16 protein-coding genes are annotated in these 18,943 nt (G+C 63.6%); 1 reads left to right on the top strand and 15 read right to left on the bottom strand.

Going from position 1 to position 18,943, the window contains the following annotated elements; genetic code table 11:
• Window positions 1–20: 20 nt before the first annotated feature.
• The 15 genes from C6558_RS24820 to C6558_RS24890 all read right to left on the bottom strand — a co-directional run bounded on the left by C6558_RS24820 (window position 21) and on the right by C6558_RS24890 (window position 17,290).
• Window positions 21–1,976, bottom strand: a complete 1,956-nt coding sequence (locus C6558_RS24820) for a hydantoinase B/oxoprolinase family protein (RefSeq protein WP_057205873.1) — start codon at window positions 1,974–1,976, stop codon at window positions 21–23.
• On the bottom strand, window positions 1,969–4,008 hold the full coding sequence (locus C6558_RS24825; RefSeq protein ID WP_057205871.1) for a hydantoinase/oxoprolinase family protein: 2,040 nt from the start codon (window positions 4,006–4,008) through the stop codon (window positions 1,969–1,971). The genes C6558_RS24820 and C6558_RS24825 overlap by 8 nt, the downstream gene beginning before the upstream one ends.
• A gap of 124 nt (window positions 4,009–4,132) precedes the next feature.
• Window positions 4,133–5,104: a helix-turn-helix domain-containing protein gene (locus tag C6558_RS24830; protein ID WP_057205869.1), complete on the bottom strand. Its 972-nt coding sequence runs from the start codon at window positions 5,102–5,104 to the stop codon at window positions 4,133–4,135.
• A 240-nt stretch (window positions 5,105–5,344) separates the two neighbouring features.
• Window positions 5,345–6,712 carry an amidase gene (locus C6558_RS24835; RefSeq protein WP_057205867.1) on the bottom strand — a complete coding sequence of 456 codons (1,368 nt, stop codon included), beginning with the start codon at window positions 6,710–6,712 and terminating at the stop codon, window positions 5,345–5,347.
• Between the two features lie 11 nt (window positions 6,713–6,723).
• Window positions 6,724–7,944: a PotD/PotF family extracellular solute-binding protein gene (locus C6558_RS24840; RefSeq protein ID WP_057205865.1), complete on the bottom strand. Its 1,221-nt coding sequence runs from the start codon at window positions 7,942–7,944 to the stop codon at window positions 6,724–6,726.
• Window positions 7,941–9,020 (bottom strand): GTP-binding protein, encoded by a 1,080-nt coding sequence (locus tag C6558_RS24845; protein ID WP_057205863.1) that lies wholly within the window; start codon window positions 9,018–9,020, stop codon window positions 7,941–7,943. Before C6558_RS24845 ends, C6558_RS24840 begins: the two co-directional genes overlap by 4 nt.
• Window positions 9,013–9,345 carry a hypothetical protein gene (locus C6558_RS24850; RefSeq protein ID WP_025429664.1) on the bottom strand — a complete coding sequence of 111 codons (333 nt, stop codon included), beginning with the start codon at window positions 9,343–9,345 and terminating at the stop codon, window positions 9,013–9,015. Before C6558_RS24850 ends, C6558_RS24845 begins: the two co-directional genes overlap by 8 nt.
• A 59-nt stretch (window positions 9,346–9,404) precedes the next feature.
• A complete protein-coding gene (locus C6558_RS24855; protein WP_107027874.1) occupies window positions 9,405–10,286 on the bottom strand; it encodes a polysaccharide deacetylase in 882 nt (293 codons plus the stop codon).
• A 91-nt stretch (window positions 10,287–10,377) separates the two neighbouring features.
• The gene (locus tag C6558_RS24860; RefSeq protein ID WP_057205859.1) at window positions 10,378–11,484 is read right to left on the bottom strand and encodes an ABC transporter ATP-binding protein; all 1,107 of its coding nucleotides are present in this window, start codon (window positions 11,482–11,484) and stop codon (window positions 10,378–10,380) included.
• A gap of 74 nt (window positions 11,485–11,558) precedes the next feature.
• Entirely contained in the window at window positions 11,559–12,791 is a 1,233-nt protein-coding gene (locus tag C6558_RS24865) for a PotD/PotF family extracellular solute-binding protein (protein WP_025429661.1), read from the bottom strand.
• An 80-nt stretch (window positions 12,792–12,871) separates the two neighbouring features.
• Entirely contained in the window at window positions 12,872–13,645 is a 774-nt protein-coding gene (locus C6558_RS24870; protein ID WP_025429660.1) for an SDR family NAD(P)-dependent oxidoreductase, read from the bottom strand.
• 14 nt (window positions 13,646–13,659) lie between these two features.
• Window positions 13,660–14,406: an SDR family NAD(P)-dependent oxidoreductase gene (locus C6558_RS24875; protein WP_025429659.1), complete on the bottom strand. Its 747-nt coding sequence runs from the start codon at window positions 14,404–14,406 to the stop codon at window positions 13,660–13,662.
• A complete protein-coding gene (locus tag C6558_RS24880; protein WP_025429658.1) occupies window positions 14,406–15,251 on the bottom strand; it encodes an ABC transporter permease in 846 nt (281 codons plus the stop codon). The genes C6558_RS24875 and C6558_RS24880 overlap by 1 nt, the downstream gene beginning before the upstream one ends.
• Window positions 15,252–15,253: 2 nt before the next feature.
• A complete protein-coding gene (locus C6558_RS24885; RefSeq protein ID WP_371412298.1) occupies window positions 15,254–16,144 on the bottom strand; it encodes an ABC transporter permease in 891 nt (296 codons plus the stop codon).
• A 69-nt stretch (window positions 16,145–16,213) separates the two neighbouring features.
• Window positions 16,214–17,290 carry an ABC transporter ATP-binding protein gene (locus C6558_RS24890; protein WP_025429656.1) on the bottom strand — a complete coding sequence of 359 codons (1,077 nt, stop codon included), beginning with the start codon at window positions 17,288–17,290 and terminating at the stop codon, window positions 16,214–16,216.
• Window positions 17,291–17,853: 563 nt separating this feature from the next.
• Between C6558_RS24890 and C6558_RS24895 the strand changes: the two genes are divergently transcribed.
• The gene (locus C6558_RS24895) at window positions 17,854–18,864 is read left to right on the top strand and encodes a GntR family transcriptional regulator (protein ID WP_025429655.1); all 1,011 of its coding nucleotides are present in this window, start codon (window positions 17,854–17,856) and stop codon (window positions 18,862–18,864) included.
• The last annotated feature ends 79 nt before the right edge of the window (window positions 18,865–18,943 follow it).

The raw sequence follows: 18,943 nt of genomic DNA on the forward strand, positions 1-18,943 counted from the left end.
CCCACCAAGCATTTGCGTTGCTACTGCCAGGCAGCCACTGAGCGTTTGCGATACATGTTGCGAAACTGTTCGGTGGAGACGGGTAGCAGATCGCCCGTATCCCAGTCGAGGATCACGGCATAGCGGCGCACCGCGTCGAGCGCATTGATTTCCCCCGCCTTGAACTTTGCCGAGACCTCGGCCGGATCTGCGCCCAGCCAACCCAACCGGTCTGCCCGGATCTGTCGCCGCAGTTCGGCCGTCGCGGTGGCATCGATCTCGTAGGCGCAGATTTCCGGATCGACGGGATCGATGACGACGCCATAATCCTTCGCCGCCCGCTCGACCGAGACGTAGTCGTCGATGACATCGGCCAGCACCCGTTGCGGATCGCGCTCGAGCGGATCGCCGAAGCCGCCGCCGCCCGCGGTCGGGCGCGAGAAGACGTCCCCCGCCTCGATTGCCACATCGGAGAAAGTAGCGCCGAGCCATTCCGTCTTGCCGGTCTTTTCACGGGTCAGCGTTAGCCCGTGCGGCATCGACGGCAGCCCGCCCTCGATGCCCCAAACGATGGCGCGCTCGCGGTCGCAGATATAGGAAATGACGGTATTTTCGGCTTCGAGCATGCGGGAAGTCTTGAGCACACCGGCACCGCCGCGCCACTTTCCGGGGCCGGCAGAATCCGTCAGCACCTCGAACTCGGTGGTCAGGATCGGATTTGCCCGTTCCTGTCCCTCGACCGGCTGGGCCATCAGGCCGGTTCCGAAGCAGGCCGTCGTCACATTGCAGCCGTCCATGCCGTTGCGCCCGCCCCAACCGCCGGGAAGCCAGTCGTAGAACATGAAGATCGGCTTTTCCGCGGCGCGTGCATCACGCCCGCCGGTCAGCAGGTATTCGAGGTTGAAGGCACAGGCGATGGCGCGCTCCGGGATGATCTTCGACCAGATCTCGTAGATCGCGTTCATGATCTTCTCGAAGGGCATGAGGAAGCCGGTGACGGCCACCGGCCACTTCGCATCGACGATCGAGCCTTCGGGCGCGATGATTTCGAACACCCGGTAGAAGCCGCTGTTGAGCGGCAGGTCGGGGAAGAAGGTCTTCATCCCCGCGGCGACCGCCGAGAAGGTCGCGCCGAAGGCGGAATTGTAGATCGAGCCGATGGTCGGGTGGCTGCCGGTGAAGTCGTAGATCGCCCGGTCACCCCTAATCGTCAGCTTGACCTTGATCGGGATCATGCCCTCGTTGCCCGCCGGATCACGGTCGATGAAGTCCTGCGTTTCCCATTCGCCGTCCGGCAGTGCGGCGATCCGCTGGCGCATGGCGCGCTCGACATAGTCCTGCACGGCGCCGAGCCCCTGTTTCACCGTGCCCTCGCCGTATTTGCCGACCAGCCGCAGGATCTCGCGCTCGCAGACCTGGGTCGCCTGCGCCTGGGCATGGATGTCGCCGATGATCGAGGCGGGGTCGCGGGTGTTGGAAGCGATGAGGTGGGCGACATCCTTGCAGAACCGCCCCTTGTCGAACAGGCGGATCGGGGTGATGCGCATCCCCTCCCTGAACATCTCCTTGGCGGCGACATCAAAGGAGCCTGGGACGCTGCCGCCGAGATCCGACCAGTGTCCGTTCGACTGGCTGAAGGCGATGATCCTGCCGTCGACGAAGATCGGCCGGATCAGCCGGACGTCGTTGAAATGCGTGCCGCCGGCATAGGGATCGTTGATGGCGTAGACGTCGCCGGGATGCATGTCGCCATCGAAGGCGCGGATGACGTCCTTGCAGGTGAAATGCAGGGTGCCGACATGCACCGCGATGTCTTGGTTGCCCTGAGCGGCCGAATTGCCTTCGGCATCGTGAAGGGCACTGGAGAAGTCGCGGTTGTAGATGACAAAGGAATAGCAGGTTCTCAGGATCTGCTCGGCCATCTGATCGACGCTGGTGATGAAGGAGTTCTTCAGGACCTCGAAGGTCACCGGGTCAAGGTTTTGCTGTTCAGACATTCGCTTCACCTTCGATGCGGATGATGATGTTGAGATAGGTGTCCACTTCCGCGGTCGTTCCCGGCGGGACGACGACGGTCGAATCGAGTTGCTCGACGATGGCAGGGCCCTTGAAGACGAACCCTGCGGGCAAGGTTTCGCGATCGTAGACGGGCGTATTGAGCGCGGCCTCGGCTTCAAACCATACGCTCCGCCGCGTCTTCGGCTCGGGGATCACTCCCGTCGGCTCGTGGCGTGCCAGCGACGCCTTCGGCACCATGCCGACGGCCTTCAAGTTGATGCGGAACAGGCTGACCGGCGTTTCGTCGCGACGGAAATTGTATTCGCGCTGATGCTCACGGTGGAAGGCTTCGACCAGCGGCGCGATGTCGGTGACCGGCGCTGGTGCGGTGACGGAGAGCGAACGCCACTGCCCGAGATACATCATGTCGATGCTGCGCTGGAGCACCACGTCCTTAGCCGCGACACCTTCATGGGCAAGCCGCTCCGATGCTTCCTGTTCGAGGCGGAGGAAGGCCTCTTCGATCGCCGTTGCGTCGGCGTCGGCGGCCGCCTTCAGGTAGCTTTCGGAAAAATCGTGCTGCATGTCGACGAGCAGGCAGCCGAGCGCCGAAGTGACGCCGGGGTTCGGCGGAACGATGACCGCGGGGATCGACAGTTCGCGAGCGATCGCCGCGCCATGCAGGGCTCCGGCACCGCCGAAGGCGACGAGCGCAAAATCGCGTGGATCGTACCCACGGCTGATCGAGATCAGCCGCACCGCGTCCGACATATTAGCATTGGCAACACGGATGATCGCATCGGCGGCCGCATGCGGCTCTAGCCCGAACGGCTCGGCGACCCCTTCGCGGACGGCCTCGAGGGCAAGGTTCGCGTCAAGCGTGATCTTGCCGCCGGCAAGGCTGGTACCGAGGCGACCGAGCACGACATTGGCGTCGGTGTTGGTCGGCTGGCGGTTGCCCTTGGCGTAGCAGGCAGGGCCCGGACTGGCGCCGGCCGATTGCGGACCGTTGCGCAGCGATCCCGCCTCGTCGGTCCAGGCGAGCGACCCGCCGCCGGCACCGATCGTCAGAACCTCGATCGAGGAGAAGCGGATCGGATAGCCGAATTCGATGAACCAGTCCTTGGTGATGCGCGACTGGCCGTCATAGGCGAGCGACACGTCGGTCGATGTGCCGCCCATGTCGAGCCCGATCGAATTGCGGAAGCCGCAGAGCTCGGCGATGTATTTGCTGGCGATAGCACCGGCAGCAATGCCGGAACCGGCAAGCCGTGCGGCAAAGTCCTCGACGCTCTTCGGGGTCATTACCCCACCGCCTGTGTGCAAAAGCAGAAGATCGCGTTCATAGCCTTCCTGCTGCAGCCGCTTGCCGAGCCGCGATGTATAGTCGACGACAACGGGGCTTAACGCCGCATTGGCGACGGTCGTGGAGAACCGCTCATGCTCGAAGATCTCGGGCAGGACTTCCGACGAGGTCGACACCGGCACGCCGGGCATCACCTCCATCAAGATTTCCTTCATGCGGCGCTCGTTGGCGCCGTTCATGAAGGCGTTCATGAAGCAGACGGCGACGGCCGCGACATTGCGGCGCTTGAGAATGCGTGCGACCTCCCGGGCCTCGTCTTCGTCGAGCGTGGCGACGATCCCGCCCTGCGCGTCGACACGCTCCGTCACCACCAACCGGTCGCGCCGCGGCACATAGGGCGGCACTACGTCCTTGTAGGTATCCCAGAGGTCTTCCTTGTTGGCGCGGCGGATCTCGATGACGTCGCGGAAACCTCTCGTGCAAACCATCGCCGTGCGCGGCAGGCGCCGCGTGATCAGGGCGTTGGTGGCAACGGTGGTGCCATGCGAAAACAGCGCCACCTTCGACAGGTCGATGCCGGCTTTTTCGACGCCAGACATGATCCCGTCGATCGGATCGGCGGAGGACGACGTCTTTTCGACCCGGATCCGGCCCGTGGTCTCGTCCATGATGCAGATGTCGGTAAAGGTGCCACCGACATCGACCGCAACTCGAAGGTTCTGCAAAATCCGTCTCCTGTCTTTCATCCGTTTAAAAGCGGGCATCCGTTGAAAATCGGGCAAGGCTTCGCCCTTCGCCCGGTCGGGCGTGCGACCGCTCACGTCCGTCTGGGGTTTGTCGCCGTCCGGCTCAGCCGGGGCTGCTCGGGCTCGTCAGATGGGAGCGCTCGCGCGCTTCGCTCGGGCTGTAGCCGAAATGCGCCTTGAAGTGGCGGCTCAACTGCGCGTGGTCGCTGAAGCCGAGTGCATAGGCGATTTCCGAAACCAGCTTGCGGCAGGTGGGATCGCGCAGCATCTCGTCGCAGCGCAGAAGCCGCTGGACCCGGATCCAATGGCACACGGACGTGCCCTGCCTCTTCATCAGTTGGTGCAGGTAGCGCACCGAGATGCCGCAGGCATCGGCGATCACCTGCGGACCGAGATCGGCCCGGGCGAGATTGGCGCGAATGTAGCTCTCGACGCGATGCAGGTGGCCGACCTGAACCGAGCCTGCGTCCGACGTCAGCATGCGTTCGTCGGAGATCAGCGACATCGCGAGGATATCGACCAGGTGCTTGCCGGTCATGTCGCGGGCGGGCGCATCCATCTCGACAAGCCGCGGCGCAACAAGCCGGATCATGTCGACGAACAATGCGCCGGTGCCACGGGTGGAATCGAAGCTGAGCGACGCGATACGTTCGGGAAGGCCGACACGCGGACGCAGCGTGGCAATCGGCACCTTCAGCACCCAGAGCGTGTTCTTGGCCGTATAGCTGAATTCGTACGGCAGATGGCTGCGCTCGACGAGGAAGGCCCCCGGCTTGCAGCGCACTGCCTTACCGGCCTGCTCGAAGCTGATCTCCGCCGTCTCCGGCACGGTGATCAGATAGCTTTCTTCGCGCTCATGCAGCAGGTGCCGTTTCTGTCGGCGATAGAGCAGCCCGTCGGATTCAAGCCGCGACAGCGATACCGCGCCGAGATCCCAGACGTTCAACTCGCCGGAAAACTCCGCCGAGTTCTGGAAGCGCAGATCGAGCGGGAAGTAGGTGCTCGATACCGCCTCGTCCCAATAGCGCTTGCGCTCGAACGCAACCGTGCCTGCCGTGGAATAACTCACGTCCATGCGAAGCTCCCATCCAGTCCGCCGTCCGTCTGCTTCAGCTGTTCCCGTGTTGCCAAGGCGACGGCCGATCGCGGCCTATTCTTCCTGACCGGCTGCCTTGAATGTCGCGGCCTCTTCAGGGCCTTTGCGACCGGCGTTTCCGGAAGGTCGTCAAGCAGTAGACTATCTCTTTCCCGCCCCGGCTAGTCGCAAAGTGCGCTCGCTCTTGTCGGTAGGCGTAGTTTCCGAGCGACCTGCCCCTCAATCGGCACGAACGATTGCCTCGGCCGCAAGCGCCATCGACAACAGATGCGCATCGTGATGCGGCTGGGCGGAAAGCAGCAGGCCGACCGGCATACCGGCGGCGCCAATGCCGCACGGTAGAGAGACGCCGCACCAGTCAAGGAAATTGCCGATCGAGGTGTTGCGCAGGGTCCGGGCGTTGGTTTCGACGAACAGGGCGTCGTCATTGAGAAGCGGCGCCGTGGGTGGCGCCACATGGGCAACGGTGGGATAAGCGACAAGCTCGTTCGACCCAATATGGGCGGCGATCTCGGCGATCAGCGCCTCCCGCGTGTTTAGCGTCTCGACATAATCGGAGAGGCTTATGTTTTGCCCGAGCCGGGCCCGTGCCACGACGCGCTGGTCCATCGATGCCGCCTGCGACCCTTCGAGCCGGTCGCGATGGAGCGCGAAGGCCTCGGCCGTGACCAGCGGTCCGTGCCGCGCCATGGTCTCGAAAATGCGCTCGAATGCCGGAAACGGCTGGCGGCGCACACGGGCACCTGCCCGTTGCAACCGGTCGAGTGCTGCCTCGAAGGCCGAAACGACACCGTCTTCCGCACCGTCGAAAACCACCGTTGTCGGCACCATGAGCGACAGGCCGTCGAGACTGCCCCGCCGGATTTCCGGCGCGGGCAGACCTCGCATCGCCGCATCGACCCAGACGGCGTCCTGCACCGTCCGGCAGAGGGGACCGAGCGAATCGAGGCTCTTGGCGAGCGGAAAGACGCCACGCATGGAATAGCGGCCGCGCGTCGCCTTGTAGCCGACGATACCGTTGAAGGCGGCCGGAATGCGGATGGATCCGCCCGTATCCGTGCCGATCGAAACCGGCACGAGGTCGGCGGCTACGGCGGCACCGGAGCCGGAGGACGAACCGCCCGGCAGGCGGTCGACATCGCGCGCCCGCGGATTGCGCGGCGTGCCGTAATGCGGGTTGATGCCGAGCCCGGAGAAGGCAAATTCGCTCATGTTGACGCGACCAACGCTGACCATGCCGGCATGGCCGAGCGCGGTCACCATCGCCGCGTCCTCTTGTGCCGCCGGCGCGTCCTTCAGCACCACCGATCCCGCCGTCGTCGCCACGCCTTTGATGGCAAACAGGTCTTTCCACGCAACGGGAATTCCGTCGAGCAACCCAAATGAACGGCCGGCGGCGATGCGCCGGGCGGAGGCCTCCGCCTCCCGCATCGCCCGCTCCGGCAGGATCGTGGTGAAGATCGCTTGGTCGTCGTGACTGCGGATCCGCTCAAGCGTCCAGCGTGTCAGCTCACGCGGATCGAGCGCACCGGACTGCAGCAGCACTGACAGCTGCGCGATCGACCGTCCACTGAAGTCCTGCGTCATCCCGTTTCCCTCTATCGTTCGACCAGCTGCATCCAGCGGCGAACCAGATAATTGTGCTCGTCCATGGTGGTATTCCAGACCGCGATGCAGTTGGCACGCTGCCAGTAGGAGCCGCCGCTCCTGACCGATCCTGCCCGAATGCGTATGGTGCCGTCCGGGCCCGGCAGGTCGCATGCCGCCGGCAGACCGCCGTACCAGTAGTCCCATTCGGCCACCGACATGAATTGCCGCGAACGCTCCGGCGTCGAGATGTAGTAGCCTTGCCGCGCCACGACCGAGCCCGGCCAGCCGGATATCCACCAGTTGAGATACTCATAGGCGACGTCGCGCATGCGGCCCGACAGATGGCGTGCGAGACACAGGCCGCCATGCCAGGCACGATATCCCTCAGCCGGCACCGCCTGTTCCACCGGAACGCCCTGGCCGTTGAGGATGCTGATGCCCGTCGACCACATGCTCTGGATATCGGTCTCGCCGCGCACCATCAGCCGCGCTGCATCCTCGGCCGTCCGCCAGAAGGCGCGGAAATAGCCGTTCTTCTTGCGCTCCTCAAGCAGACCGATCAGCCGGTCGATCTCGTCAACAGTCATGGCGCCGATATTGTCGAACGACATCAGGCCGGATGCCTGCGCGGCAAGGGCTGCATCGAAGATACCGATCGCCGGCTCGTCGACAAGCGCCGCGCGTCCGGCCCAGCGCTCGTCGAGCAGCGCCGCCCAGCTGTTCATCGAAACCATATTGGGGGCAACGTCGGTCCTGTAGGCGAAGCTGTCGAAATTATGCGTCGTCGGCAGCATCGAGATCGTGCTCGACGGCGTGTCGCCCAGTTCGAGATTGGGCTGCACGAACAGCTTCTTTACCGGCGCATCCCCCTGCCCCAGCCTGGCATTCGGGCCGATATGGCCGGTCTTCGTCAGATCGTTGATCTCGTCCCAGAGCGCGATGCGGCCAATCTCGATCGGCTGGATCGCCCGCCAGTACCAGACGATATCCAGATTATGGAAACACTGGTCGTAGATGTCGTAACTATCCGGCTCCTGCGCCGCCTTGTGCTGAGTGGTCAGGAAGTCGTTGTTGTCGAATACGACCTCGATGCCGAGATCGGCCTCGGCGCGAACCCGCAACTCCTCGAGCAGAGAAATCGCCGTGCCAAGCACGCGCAGGCGTGGGCGACCGGAGAGATGGAGGGATGGCGTCGCCATCGTCGCTTGGTCAGGCAGGTGCTTGTTCATGAAGACGACTGACGTTCCTGAAGACTGCGTTTCGGGACGGCCGCATCCTCGACGGAGGACCGGTCGAGGGCAAAAGCCTCGAACGACCGTTTCAGCAGTTCGACATCCAGACCGTCAACAATAAACACGATGCGCGAGCGGCGATCTTCGTCCGGCCAGCGCTCCATATGAACAGGCGTGTGGACCAAATGCTGAACGCCATGAATGGCGACAGGGCGCTCCTCGCCTGCGATGTTGAGAATGCCCTTCACCCGCAGCACCTTCTCGCCGTGACGGTTGAGCAGCATTGTCAGCCAGAGGCCGAAAGCCGTCCAGTCGATGGCGCGCTCCACGGTCATGACGAAGGAGGTCACCGCGGACTGGTGCACGGAGCCTTCCGCAGTTGCCAATTGAACCGGCGCCTCGCAATAGAAACCGCTGGTCGATTGCAGCGCGGCGGCGCGCAGGCCGAGGTTCTCGTCGACAAGCTCGGCAACGGCGAAGGACAGATCGGTCGCCATCAGCAGCGGCGCGTCCGGATTGATGTTGCGCAATTTCTCGACAAGACGGGCGACATCGGCCGGCAGCGCCAGATCGGCCTTGGTGACGACCAGCCGGTCTGCAACAGCAGCCTGCCGGTTGGATTCGACATAGGTGCCGAGTTGGCCGAGCCCGTTGACGGCATCGACGGTGGTGATGACGTTGCCCGGGCGGAAATGGTGGCGCAGCACCGGGTCGGATTTGATCGTCGACAGCACCGGGAACGGATCGGCAAGCCCGGTGCTTTCGACGACGATGCGGCGGAAAGGTGGAACCAGCCCGCGCTCCCGCTTCGAATGCAGATCCTTGATGGCATCGGCAAGCTCGCCGCGCACCGTGCAGCAGAGACAGCCCGATTGTAAGAGCACCATGGTATCGTCGATGCGCTCGACAAGATGATGGTCGAGCCCGACCTCTCCGAATTCGTTGATGAGGACCGCTGCATCCGAAAGAGCCGGATCGGCGAGCAGTCGCGCAAGCAGAGTCGTCTTGCCGGAGCCGAGGAAGCCCGTGAGCAGGTTGATCGGGGTCAGCAGCGGGATCTGCGGCTCAGTCATCGATCGCGGCCTCAGCAGCAGTAACCAGGGCCACATCGAGCGGATCGCAGGGACGGCCGCAAAGCCGTTCGGCGGCCGGCCAGAGATGACCGAGATCCTCGATGATCTCAGTCTTGCCCGTCCGTGTGGACAACACGAAGGACGCGCCCTGCCAATCGGAGATGGTCAGACCGAAGCGCGCCAGCATTGCATTGGCGATGCGCACCCGGTTGGCGCGCTCGCGCCTTCGATCGATGCGCTCGACATTGCGGGTATAGACGCCTGGCCGCGCCACCGCATCGGCCCAGTGTTCGTTGCCTCCAAGGACGCCGCAGAGAGAGCACATCGTTTGATCCAATCGGTGTAAAAAGCGGGGACGGCGCTCGGACCGCCCCCGTCAGTCGCTCACTTCTTGCGCGGGAAGCGCTTGGCGAAATCGTCGGCGATCTCGTTCATGGTCACGAACTTCACGCCCGGATGCTTGATCATGTGGGCATAGAGCCGCTCCAGCATCATCAGCACCTGCGGCCGCCCGGCAACATCAGGATGGATCGTAATCGGAAACACCGCATAGTCCATCTCGCGATAGACCCAGTCGAACTGATCACGCCACATCTGCTCGATGTCGCGCGGATTGACGAAGCCGTGGCTGTTCGGGGCCTTCTTCATGAACATCATCGGCGGCAGGTCATCGAGATACCAGGAGGCCGGAATTTCGATGAGATCGGTCTCCTTGCCGCGCTGCAGCGGCACCATCCATTCGGACGGCTTCTTGGAGTAGTCGATCTTCGTCCACTTGTCGCCGACGCGGACATAATAGGGCGTGAAGTCGTCATGCATCAGCGAGTGATCGTACTTGATCCCGCGTTCCAGCAGCAGCTCGTTGGTGACGTTGGAGAACTCCCACCATGGCGCAACATAGCCGGTCGGGCGCTTGCCCGAGAGCTTGGTGACGAGATCGATGCTCTTGTCGAGGACTTCGGTCTCCTGCTCGCGCGTCATGGCGATCGGGTTTTCATGGGTGTAGCCGTGAATGCCGATTTCGTGGCCGGCGTCCGCCACAGCCTGCATCTGTTCCGGGAACGTCTCGATCGAGTGGCCGGGAATGAACCAGGTGGTCTTGATGCCGAAGCGTTCGAACAGTTTCAACAGTCGCGGGCTGCCGACCTCGCCGGCAAAAAGGCCGCGCGAGATATCGTCGGGCGAATCCTCGCCCCCGTAGGATCCGAGCCAGCCGGCGACCGCGTCAACGTCGATGCCGAAGCTGCAGAGGATTTCCTTGGCCATGGTATGTCTCCTTCGTGTTTTCTCTTCTCATAAGTCAGAGCGGGATGCGGGCGGAAAACCGCACACACTTTTCCTCATCCCGCTCGCGTGATCAGGCTGGGATGACGGTGGCTTCGCCCGGCTGCCAGCTCAAAAGAATGTCCGCACCGACGGGAAAGGCATCGGGCTGGTACTTGTCGACATGGGCTTCGAGCGAAACGGTGCGTCCGTCCGCAAGTCCCGCCGTCAGGTGGGATACATGGCCGACCACGTCGAAGCGGCGCACACTGGCGCTGACGACGTTGCCGCCGACCGCATGGGCAATCTGGTCACGCGAAACCAGGGCCGCCGGATGCACCTCGATCGCTTCGGCCGGGATGACGACATTGACCCGTGACCGCTTGGAAAGGGCCCCGTTCGGCCGGCCGGAAAGCTGCCCGAGCGGCGTCGAAACCAGCGTCCGGTCGTCCGATGCGCCTTCGACTTCGCCCTGGAAGATCGTGTTGTTGCCGATGAACTGGGCAACGAAGGCGGTGTTTGGCCGGGTGTAGAGCTGGTGTGGCGGGCTGATCTGCTCGACCCTGCCCTGGTTCATCACCACGATACGGTCGGAAAGCGCGAGCGCCTCGGACTGCGCATGGGTGACGAAGACGAAGGTGACGCCGAGCGTTTTCTGCAGCAGCTTCAGTTCGTTCTGGATCGCCTTGCGCAGATTGGCGTCGAGCGCGCCCAGCGGCTCGTCGAGAAGCAGAATATCCGGTTCAACGACAAGACCGCGGGCAAGCGCGATGCGCTGGCGCTGGCCGCCGGAGAGCCGGTCCGGCTTCTTCTCGGCGATGTCCTCGAGCCCAAGCGTTGCCAGGATACGATCGACCTTGGCGTCGCGTTCGGCTTTGGCCATGCCCTTGACGTCGAGCCCGTAGCCGACATTGCGCCGCACGGTCATGTGCGGAAAGAGCGCGTAGCTCTGAAAGATCATCGACGTCGGCCGGTGTTCCGGCCGGATGTCGTTCATACGCTTGCCCTTGATCAGCATCTCGCCGGAAGAGATCTGCTCGAAGCCGGCGATCATGCGCAGCGTCGTCGTCTTGCCGCAGCCGGACGGGCCGAGGAACGCGATGAACTCGCCCTTGGAAACCGACAGGTTGAAATCGATCACGGCGGGGGTGCCGTTGTCGTAGACTTTGCCGACATTGTTGAGTTCGAGGTCGAAGATCACAGTCGTTCTCCGGTTCTAATAGCGGATGCGTTGGGGGAAAGGCCGGGGCGGGCTTGCGCCCCGGCCGTCCTTCATCAGGCGTTGAGGAATTCGTCCCACTTCTGGATCAGGTGGTCGTATTCGTCCGGCCACTGGTGCCAGTAGGCGACGTTCTTGGCGCGTTCTTCGAGCGAGCCGCCGTCGCGCAGGTCGCCTTCCTTGATGCCGCGCTCCTCGGCGCCGACCCAGGGCTTGCCCTCGTACCAGAAGGCATATTTCTCCGGCGCCATGACGTTCTTGATGTTGGTCGATGGCGAATAGTAACCCTGCTCGGAGACGGTGATGCCCGGCTCGCCCGAAAGCCAATAGTCGGCATAGGCAATGACAGCCTCCTTGTTGGCCGTGCCGGCAATCATCGCCGGGCCAATCGCCCAGCCGCGATAGCCTTCTTTCGGCACGGCGTAGCGGCAGGGCTTGCCCTGGGCCTTGACCGCCATGACCGCCGGCTGCCAGGCGTCGCAGACCACCATCTCGCCCGAGGCCATGAGGTTGACGAGTTCGCCGAAGTCGCCCCAGAGCGCGCGGAACTGGCCCTCTTTCTTCTTGGAAATCAGGAAGGCGGCAGCCTCGTCGATTTCGGCTGCGGTCGCATTGCCCGGGTTCTTGACGTCGGAAAGGCCGAGCGAGTTCATCGCCATCATCGCCTGGCCGATCGCGATCAGCGGGTCGGTGTTGATGCCGGACTTGCCCTTCCACTTCGGATCGAAGATCGCGGTCCAGCTGTTGGCTTCCTCGGCCGAGAGCACATCGGGATTGTAGCCGATGGAATCGTAGTTATAGACGGCGGGCACCATGTTCAGCGCCGTCTGGCTTTCGTCTGTCCAGATCTGGCCGATGATCTGGGCGGAGCGATCCCACTTGTCGCTGGCCGTCGTGAAGGTATCCCGGATGTTGGCCCAGTTCTTCAGCGCCGAGGCCGGGATGGGCTCGACATTGTTGGTCATGACGATCGACGGCAGACGCTCGGCGATGATCTCCCAGCAATCATAGTCCTTGGAGCCGGAGAGGATCTTCGTCTGGGCGTCCGGAAAGGTCGCCGCCGTACCGGAGGTGCCGCCGACGCCGGCAGCAGCCTTGAACTGCTCGAGGATGCGCTCCTGAACGGTGACCGAAAGGCCGATGGTGCGCAGCTGCTGGCCTGCGAGGTCGGCGGCCTGCGCAAAGGCAGCGCGCGACGACAGGAACGGCGTGCCGCCGCCCATCGCCAGCGCCATCATCCCGGCGGACCGTTTGAGGAGGGAGCGGCGATTGAGTTCCATATTTGGCATTGTCTCTTCTCCAGTTGTTGTTGTTCCCCGGAGCCCGTTTGCCACGCGCCCCTTGTTCATTCGCCGCGGTGCGCGGCGTTTCAGTAACGCCCCACCAGGAGGCCCCCATCCACGACCAGCACCTGGCCGGTCATGTATCTCGCGCCGTCGGATGCCAGGAACGCGATGACGTCGGCGATATCGCCAGGCGTTCCGAGCCTTTTCATAGGGATGAAGGCGGCAGCGGCTTCCGCGCCGTCAGGCCCGAGCGAGTTTTCCTCCGAAAGCAGCTGGGCTGTGCGGATGTAGCCGGGCGCAACGCCGTTGACGCGAACACCGTCGCCGGCAAGCTCGACGGCAAGCCCCCGCACCAGGCCGACGACGCCGGACTTGGCGGCGGAGTAATGCACGTGCTCGTCCCAGCCATAGGCAACGCCCATGATCGAGGAGAGCGCGACGATGCTGCCCTCGCCGCGCTGGCGCATGCCGGGTGCGACGGCACGCGCCAGTCGGAAGATGCCCTTGAGGTCGATGTCGAAGGTCAGATCCCACTTGTCGTCGGTCAGCCTGGCAAGCGGGGTGCGATGGGCAATGCCGGCATTGGCGACGACGACATCGATGCGACCGTGGCGTTTTTCCAGATCAGCGACCAGCGCGTCGGTCGCTGACGTCGAGCGGACGTCGTAGTAGGCGAACTCGGCGGAGCCGCCGGCATGCCGGATGGCGTCGACCGTGGCCGATGCCTCAGGCTCGAGAATATCGGTCACGACGACATGGTCGCCGTTGGCGGCAAAAGCTCTGGCGGTCGCCTGGCCAATGCCGATGCCGGCACCGGTGACGATGACAATGCGGGACGTCTTGGGAGGATTTGGCATTTTCATCTTTCCTGTCAGAGCATCACGTCGCCGGAGTTCGGTCCGAGCGTCTGGCCGACGAACAGGCTCGCCGACGGCGAGGCCAGAAACGCGACCGTCGCGGCGATTTCGTCCGGCTCGCCGAAACGCCCGAGCGGCAGCTGCGCCTTCTTGGCGGCCCGCCAATCCTCGGACAGCCCCATGACGAGCGGCGTGTTGATAGGACCGGGCGCGACCGCATTGACGCGCACGCCGCGGCTCGAAACTTCGCGCGCGAGCGCCTTGGTCATGCCGATGATCGCAGCCTTGGCCGACGAGTAATGCACGAGCTCGACGCCGCCGATCTGGCCGAGCTGCGAGGCCATGTTGACGATCACGCCCTCGCCGCGGGCAAGCATGGCCGGCAGCACCGCCTTGGTCATCAGGAAGGTGCCGCGCACATGCACCGCAAACATCCGGTCGAAATCGGCGACCTCGAGATTCTCGAACAGCGCCTGATGGGCGATGCCGGCATTGTTGACGAGCAGCGCCACGGGGCCGTGGAATTGCGCTGCCTTCTCGGCCGTCGCGGCGACGTCGGCTTCATTTGAGACGTCGCCTGATATCGCGAGCGCCACTCCGCCGGCAGCAGCGATCTCGTCTGCAACCGCCTCTGAGCGCTCCGGCGACAGATCATTGACGACGACGGCATAACCGTCGGCCGCCAACCGCAGCGCGATGGCGCGACCGATGCCGGAACCGGCACCCGTGACGATTGCCGAACCAAGAGCCGAGCTGGCCATCACGCCTCCTCCTGGATCGCCATACGCTTGGCGCGGCGCACCGAAAGCATCATCAGCGCCGCATAGGTGCCGAGCAGCGCGAAGGAGAACAGCGTCGTCAACACGCCGAAGGCAAAGACGTTCGGATGCACTTCGACGGAGAAGGTGCCGTAAATTGCCAGCGGCAGCGTCAAGTCGCGGCCGGAAGCGAAGAGCGTGCGCGAGAACTCGTCATAGGAGAGCGTGAAGGCAAAGAGCATGGCGGAGAGCACACCGGGGAAGATCAGCGGGAACGTCACCTTGCGGAAGGTGCGCGCCGGCGTGACCCCGAGCGACCAGGACGCCTCCTCCATGCTCGGATCGAAGCGGTTGAAGATCGCCAGCATCACCAGGAAGGCGAAGGGAAAGGTGTAGACCACGTGCAGAACGAAAGCGGTGCTCCACCAGTGGCGGTCGACGCCGAGCGTATTGGCGACGAGCGCCATGCCGAGACCGACCAGCACGCCGGGCACCATCATGCCGAGAACGATGAGGTAGAAGACCACGCCCGAGCCGCGGAACTTGCGGCGGAAGGCCTGGGCCGCCGAGACCCCCAACACCGTCGAGACGATCATGGTCATCACCGCCAGCCCCAGCGAGCGGACCAGCGCCTGCTCGATCGGCAACGGTGCGATGCGCGACGGCGGCGTCAGGCCGAAGAGGTGCTTGTACCAATAGGTCGACCATTCGATGATCGGAAACTGCGGCCCGCCTTCCGGCCCCGTCTGGAAGGACAGGATGGCAAGCACGACGAGTGGGCCATAGAGGAAGACGAGGAAGAGCGCTGTGTAGGCGCCAAGGCTGAGTTTCATGCCGCTGGCATTCATGATCAGAGCTCCTTCCTGAGATCGACGACCCTGAGCAGCGCGGCCACGACCGCGCCCATCAGAATGGTAAGCACGACCCCGGCGACCGCCGCGAAGGCCCATTTCAGCGAACCGACCTGGGTGACGATGATGTTTCCGAGCAGGTTGACCTTGCGGCCGGAGAGGGCGGCCGAGGTTGCGAATTCACCGAGAACCATGACGGAGACGAAGATCGCCCCGACGACCACGCCCGGCATCGACAGCGGCAGGATGATCGTGCGGAAGATCCGCCAGAAGCCGGCACCGAGATCCTGCGCGGCCTCGATGATCGAGGTGTCGATACGGCCGAGCATGAAGGCGATCGGACCGACCATGAAGACGCAGTAGATCTGGGTCATGCCGATGATCACCGACAGTTCGGAAAACAGCAGCACCTCGATCGGCGCGTCGGTGATGCCGAGGTTCATCAGGATCATGTTGATCGCGCCCTCCTTGCCGAGCATCGGCCGCCAGGCGAGAACGCGGATCAGGAACGAGGTCCAGAAGGGGATGACGCACAGCACCAGAAGCACCGTCTGCAGCGCCTTGTTCTTGACGAACAGCCCGACGAAAAGGGCTGCGGGATAACCGACCAGCACGGTGGCAACGAGCACGATCAGCCAGATGCGCACCGTCGTCCACAGCGCCCCAAGATAGGTGTCGCTGGTGAAGAAGGTAATCCAGCTTTTCAGCGTCAGCGTCGGTTCGATCGTGAAGGTCGTCTGCGTCCAGAAGGAGACGTAGACCATCATCAGCATGGGCAGGACGAGGAACAGGGTCATCCAGATGACACCGGGTGCCAGCAGCCAAAGCGCCTTTCCCGGTGGTTTCTTCTCGGCGACGGTCTCTGTTTCCGTCTGCTCCGCAACGGCCATCATGCTCATCTCTCATTCTCCGGGCAGGAACGGTGCGGCGCGCAGGCGCCGGGTTTTTCCAAAAGGATTTCAGACGTAGACAAGGGCGTCCTCCCGCTTCCACACGAGCGCGTAGCGGCCCTTTTCGGCATAGGTCTCGGGCGCTGCATGGCTGAGATGGCTTTCGACCTCGAAAACCCGGCCGTCATCGAGCGCGAAGAAGGAATTGACCGCCGCGCCGGAATATTCGCTGGCGACGAAATTGGCCTCAATGCGGATCTCGTCCTCAGTGATGGCTGCCTCGGGCGGCCGGACCGAAACACGATCGTAGCGGATCGCATAGGCCGGCGACGTCGCCCGCGTCGGCGCCGCTGCCCCAAGCGCAAACCGGCCGACGCCGCCGACGAAGGCGCCGCCTTCGATCCGCCCGGGAAAGAGATTGTAGCAGTTGAGAAAGCGGGCAACCGCCGGAGAGGCGGGCCTGTTGTAGACGGTGTCTGAATCCGCCGACTGGGCGATGCGGCCGCTTTCCAGCACCAGCACCGTGTCGCCCATGGCCAAGGCCTCGGCCTCGCTGCCGGTCACATGCAGGAAGGTGACGCCGCAGCGCTCGCGGATAGCCCTCAACTCCGCCCGCATCCTGGCGCGCAGATTGGCGTCGAGCGCGCCGAGCGGCTCGTCGAGAAGCACCATGCGCGGCTCGGTGACCAGCGTGCGCGCCAAGGCGACGCGCTGGCGCTGGCCGCCGGAGATCTGGGTGACGGCCCTGCCTTCCAGACCGGAAAGGCCGACGAGGCTGATAATGTCGCGCACCCTGGCTTCGACGACGCGCCGGTCGGTGACCGGCTCGTCCTCCCTGTTTTCCAGGCCGAAGGCGATGTTCTGCGCGACGGAGAGATGCGGGAAGAGCGCGAAGTTCTGGAAGACGAAGCCGATGCCGCGCTTGTGCGGCGCCACGGTGTCGATGCGCTTGCCGTCAAACAGGATGGCGCCGCCATCCGGATGTTCAAAACCAGCAATGACCCTCAGGAGCGTCGTCTTGCCGGAGCCGCTCGGCCCCAGAAGCGAGATATAGGCGTCGCCGGGCAAGGCAAGATCGATGCCGTTGAGCGCGCGCATGTCGCCGTAGGTTTTGGTGATGTTCTTGAGCTGAAGGACCGTCGACATTGGTTTCCTGCCAGTTTGCCGTCCGGACGTTCTCCACCCAAAGCTTCGCCGTCGCCGGAGCCGACGAGGCATCCGAACGGACATGCGATCGCGTTCGCGCATGGTCACATGCGCGTCGGGGATGAAGGTCCTTTGCGGTTCAAAAAATAAGTTCCACCTGCACGCTTCTTCTGAGCGCTTGCATGTCACGAACAATGACATGAATGATTTTTGTATGCAATAGACTTTTATTCGTCATTTAGACCGGAATGAAATACGGCTTCGCTCCGCTGGCAGCCATCCAGGCTAGAACACGCATCAAGCCGCCCTAAACACCCTGCAATCCCGAAGGTAGAACGATTCCACCCTTCCGTGTGGGCGCTACCGGATTGCGCCTGACTCACCGAAAATCCATTCACCGGCAGCAGGCATCCACCCCATCAACACCAAATGCCGCAAACAGATGCACATTTAATTTGCCAACGTGTATGCAAAATGCATTTATTTTCAGCTGTCACATTCCCCGGCAAGTGGCGTAAAGAAAGAGGACGAAATTGCCAGCCAAACGGAAGACGCCCGACCGCATGAGCGAGCCACGCCTCGGCCAGAATACCCAGCGCCGCTACGAAATTGCCGAGGACGTTCTGCGCAGCAACATCGCCGAAGGCATCCTGCCGCCCGGCCTCGTTCTTCTCGAAGGGCCGATTGCCGAGATCCTGCAGATTTCGCGTGCGCCGGTTCAGCGTGCGCTCTTGCAACTGGAAAGCGACGGGCTCGTCCACCGCTTCAAGGGGCGCGGCTATCTCGTCGGCCCACCAGGCCGCGCGATCGAACCCAACCGCACCGACATCAAATCGCTCGGGCTCACCATTCCGCAACACGCCGACGAGGCGCTGCAAAGCCGCTCGTCCTGGGAGCGCATCTACACCGAGATCGAGAACGACGTCGCCGGCTGCGTCATCTTCGGCCAGTATCGCATCATCGAAAACGAACTCGCCAACCACTTCAGCGTCAGCCGCACCGTGGTGCGCGATGTGCTGACACGGCTGCGCGAGCGCGGGCTGGTGCGCAAGAACCAAAGTTCGCACTGGATTGCCGGCCCGCTGACGGCCCAGACCGTCAAGGACCATTTCATGCTGCGCCGCCTGCTCGAGCCGCAGGCGCTTGCGCTCGGCGCCGGCCATATCGACCGTGAGCGACTTGCGGCCCTCTTCGTCCGGTTGACGGAACTCGACGGCCCGCAGGCGGCGGACGCCTGGCAGAGCCTTGAGGAAATCCGCACCCAGTTTACCGAATGCTGCGTGCTGGCGATGCCGAACGAGCGGCTGCGCGAACTGATCCGCAACAACCTGCTGCCGGTCACCGCGACCGAACGGCTGCTGCGGCAATTGGGCCTTCCCGGCGATCCCGCGGTGATTGCGGAAATCCGGCTGATCGTGGAACTGATGACGCGTGGCGCGACCGCCGCAGCGGCGGCGATGCTGGAGAACCATATCGACGCCTCGATGAACCGCACGATCGCGCAGATGAAGATCGTCGCAATCATTCCGGGCCCGAGCGTCACCGCCGCCTATCTGACACGCGTGGTCGAATAGCCGCCCGCAATTGCGACCCGAGGGAGCGAGCGCGGCTGCCGATCTCTTGCTTCGATGCCCGCGCTCCATCTTTCCCTCC

Source organism: Ensifer sp. NM-2, assembly GCF_003024455.1.
In the GTDB taxonomy this organism is placed as follows: Bacteria; Pseudomonadota; Alphaproteobacteria; order Rhizobiales; family Rhizobiaceae; genus Ensifer; species Ensifer canadensis.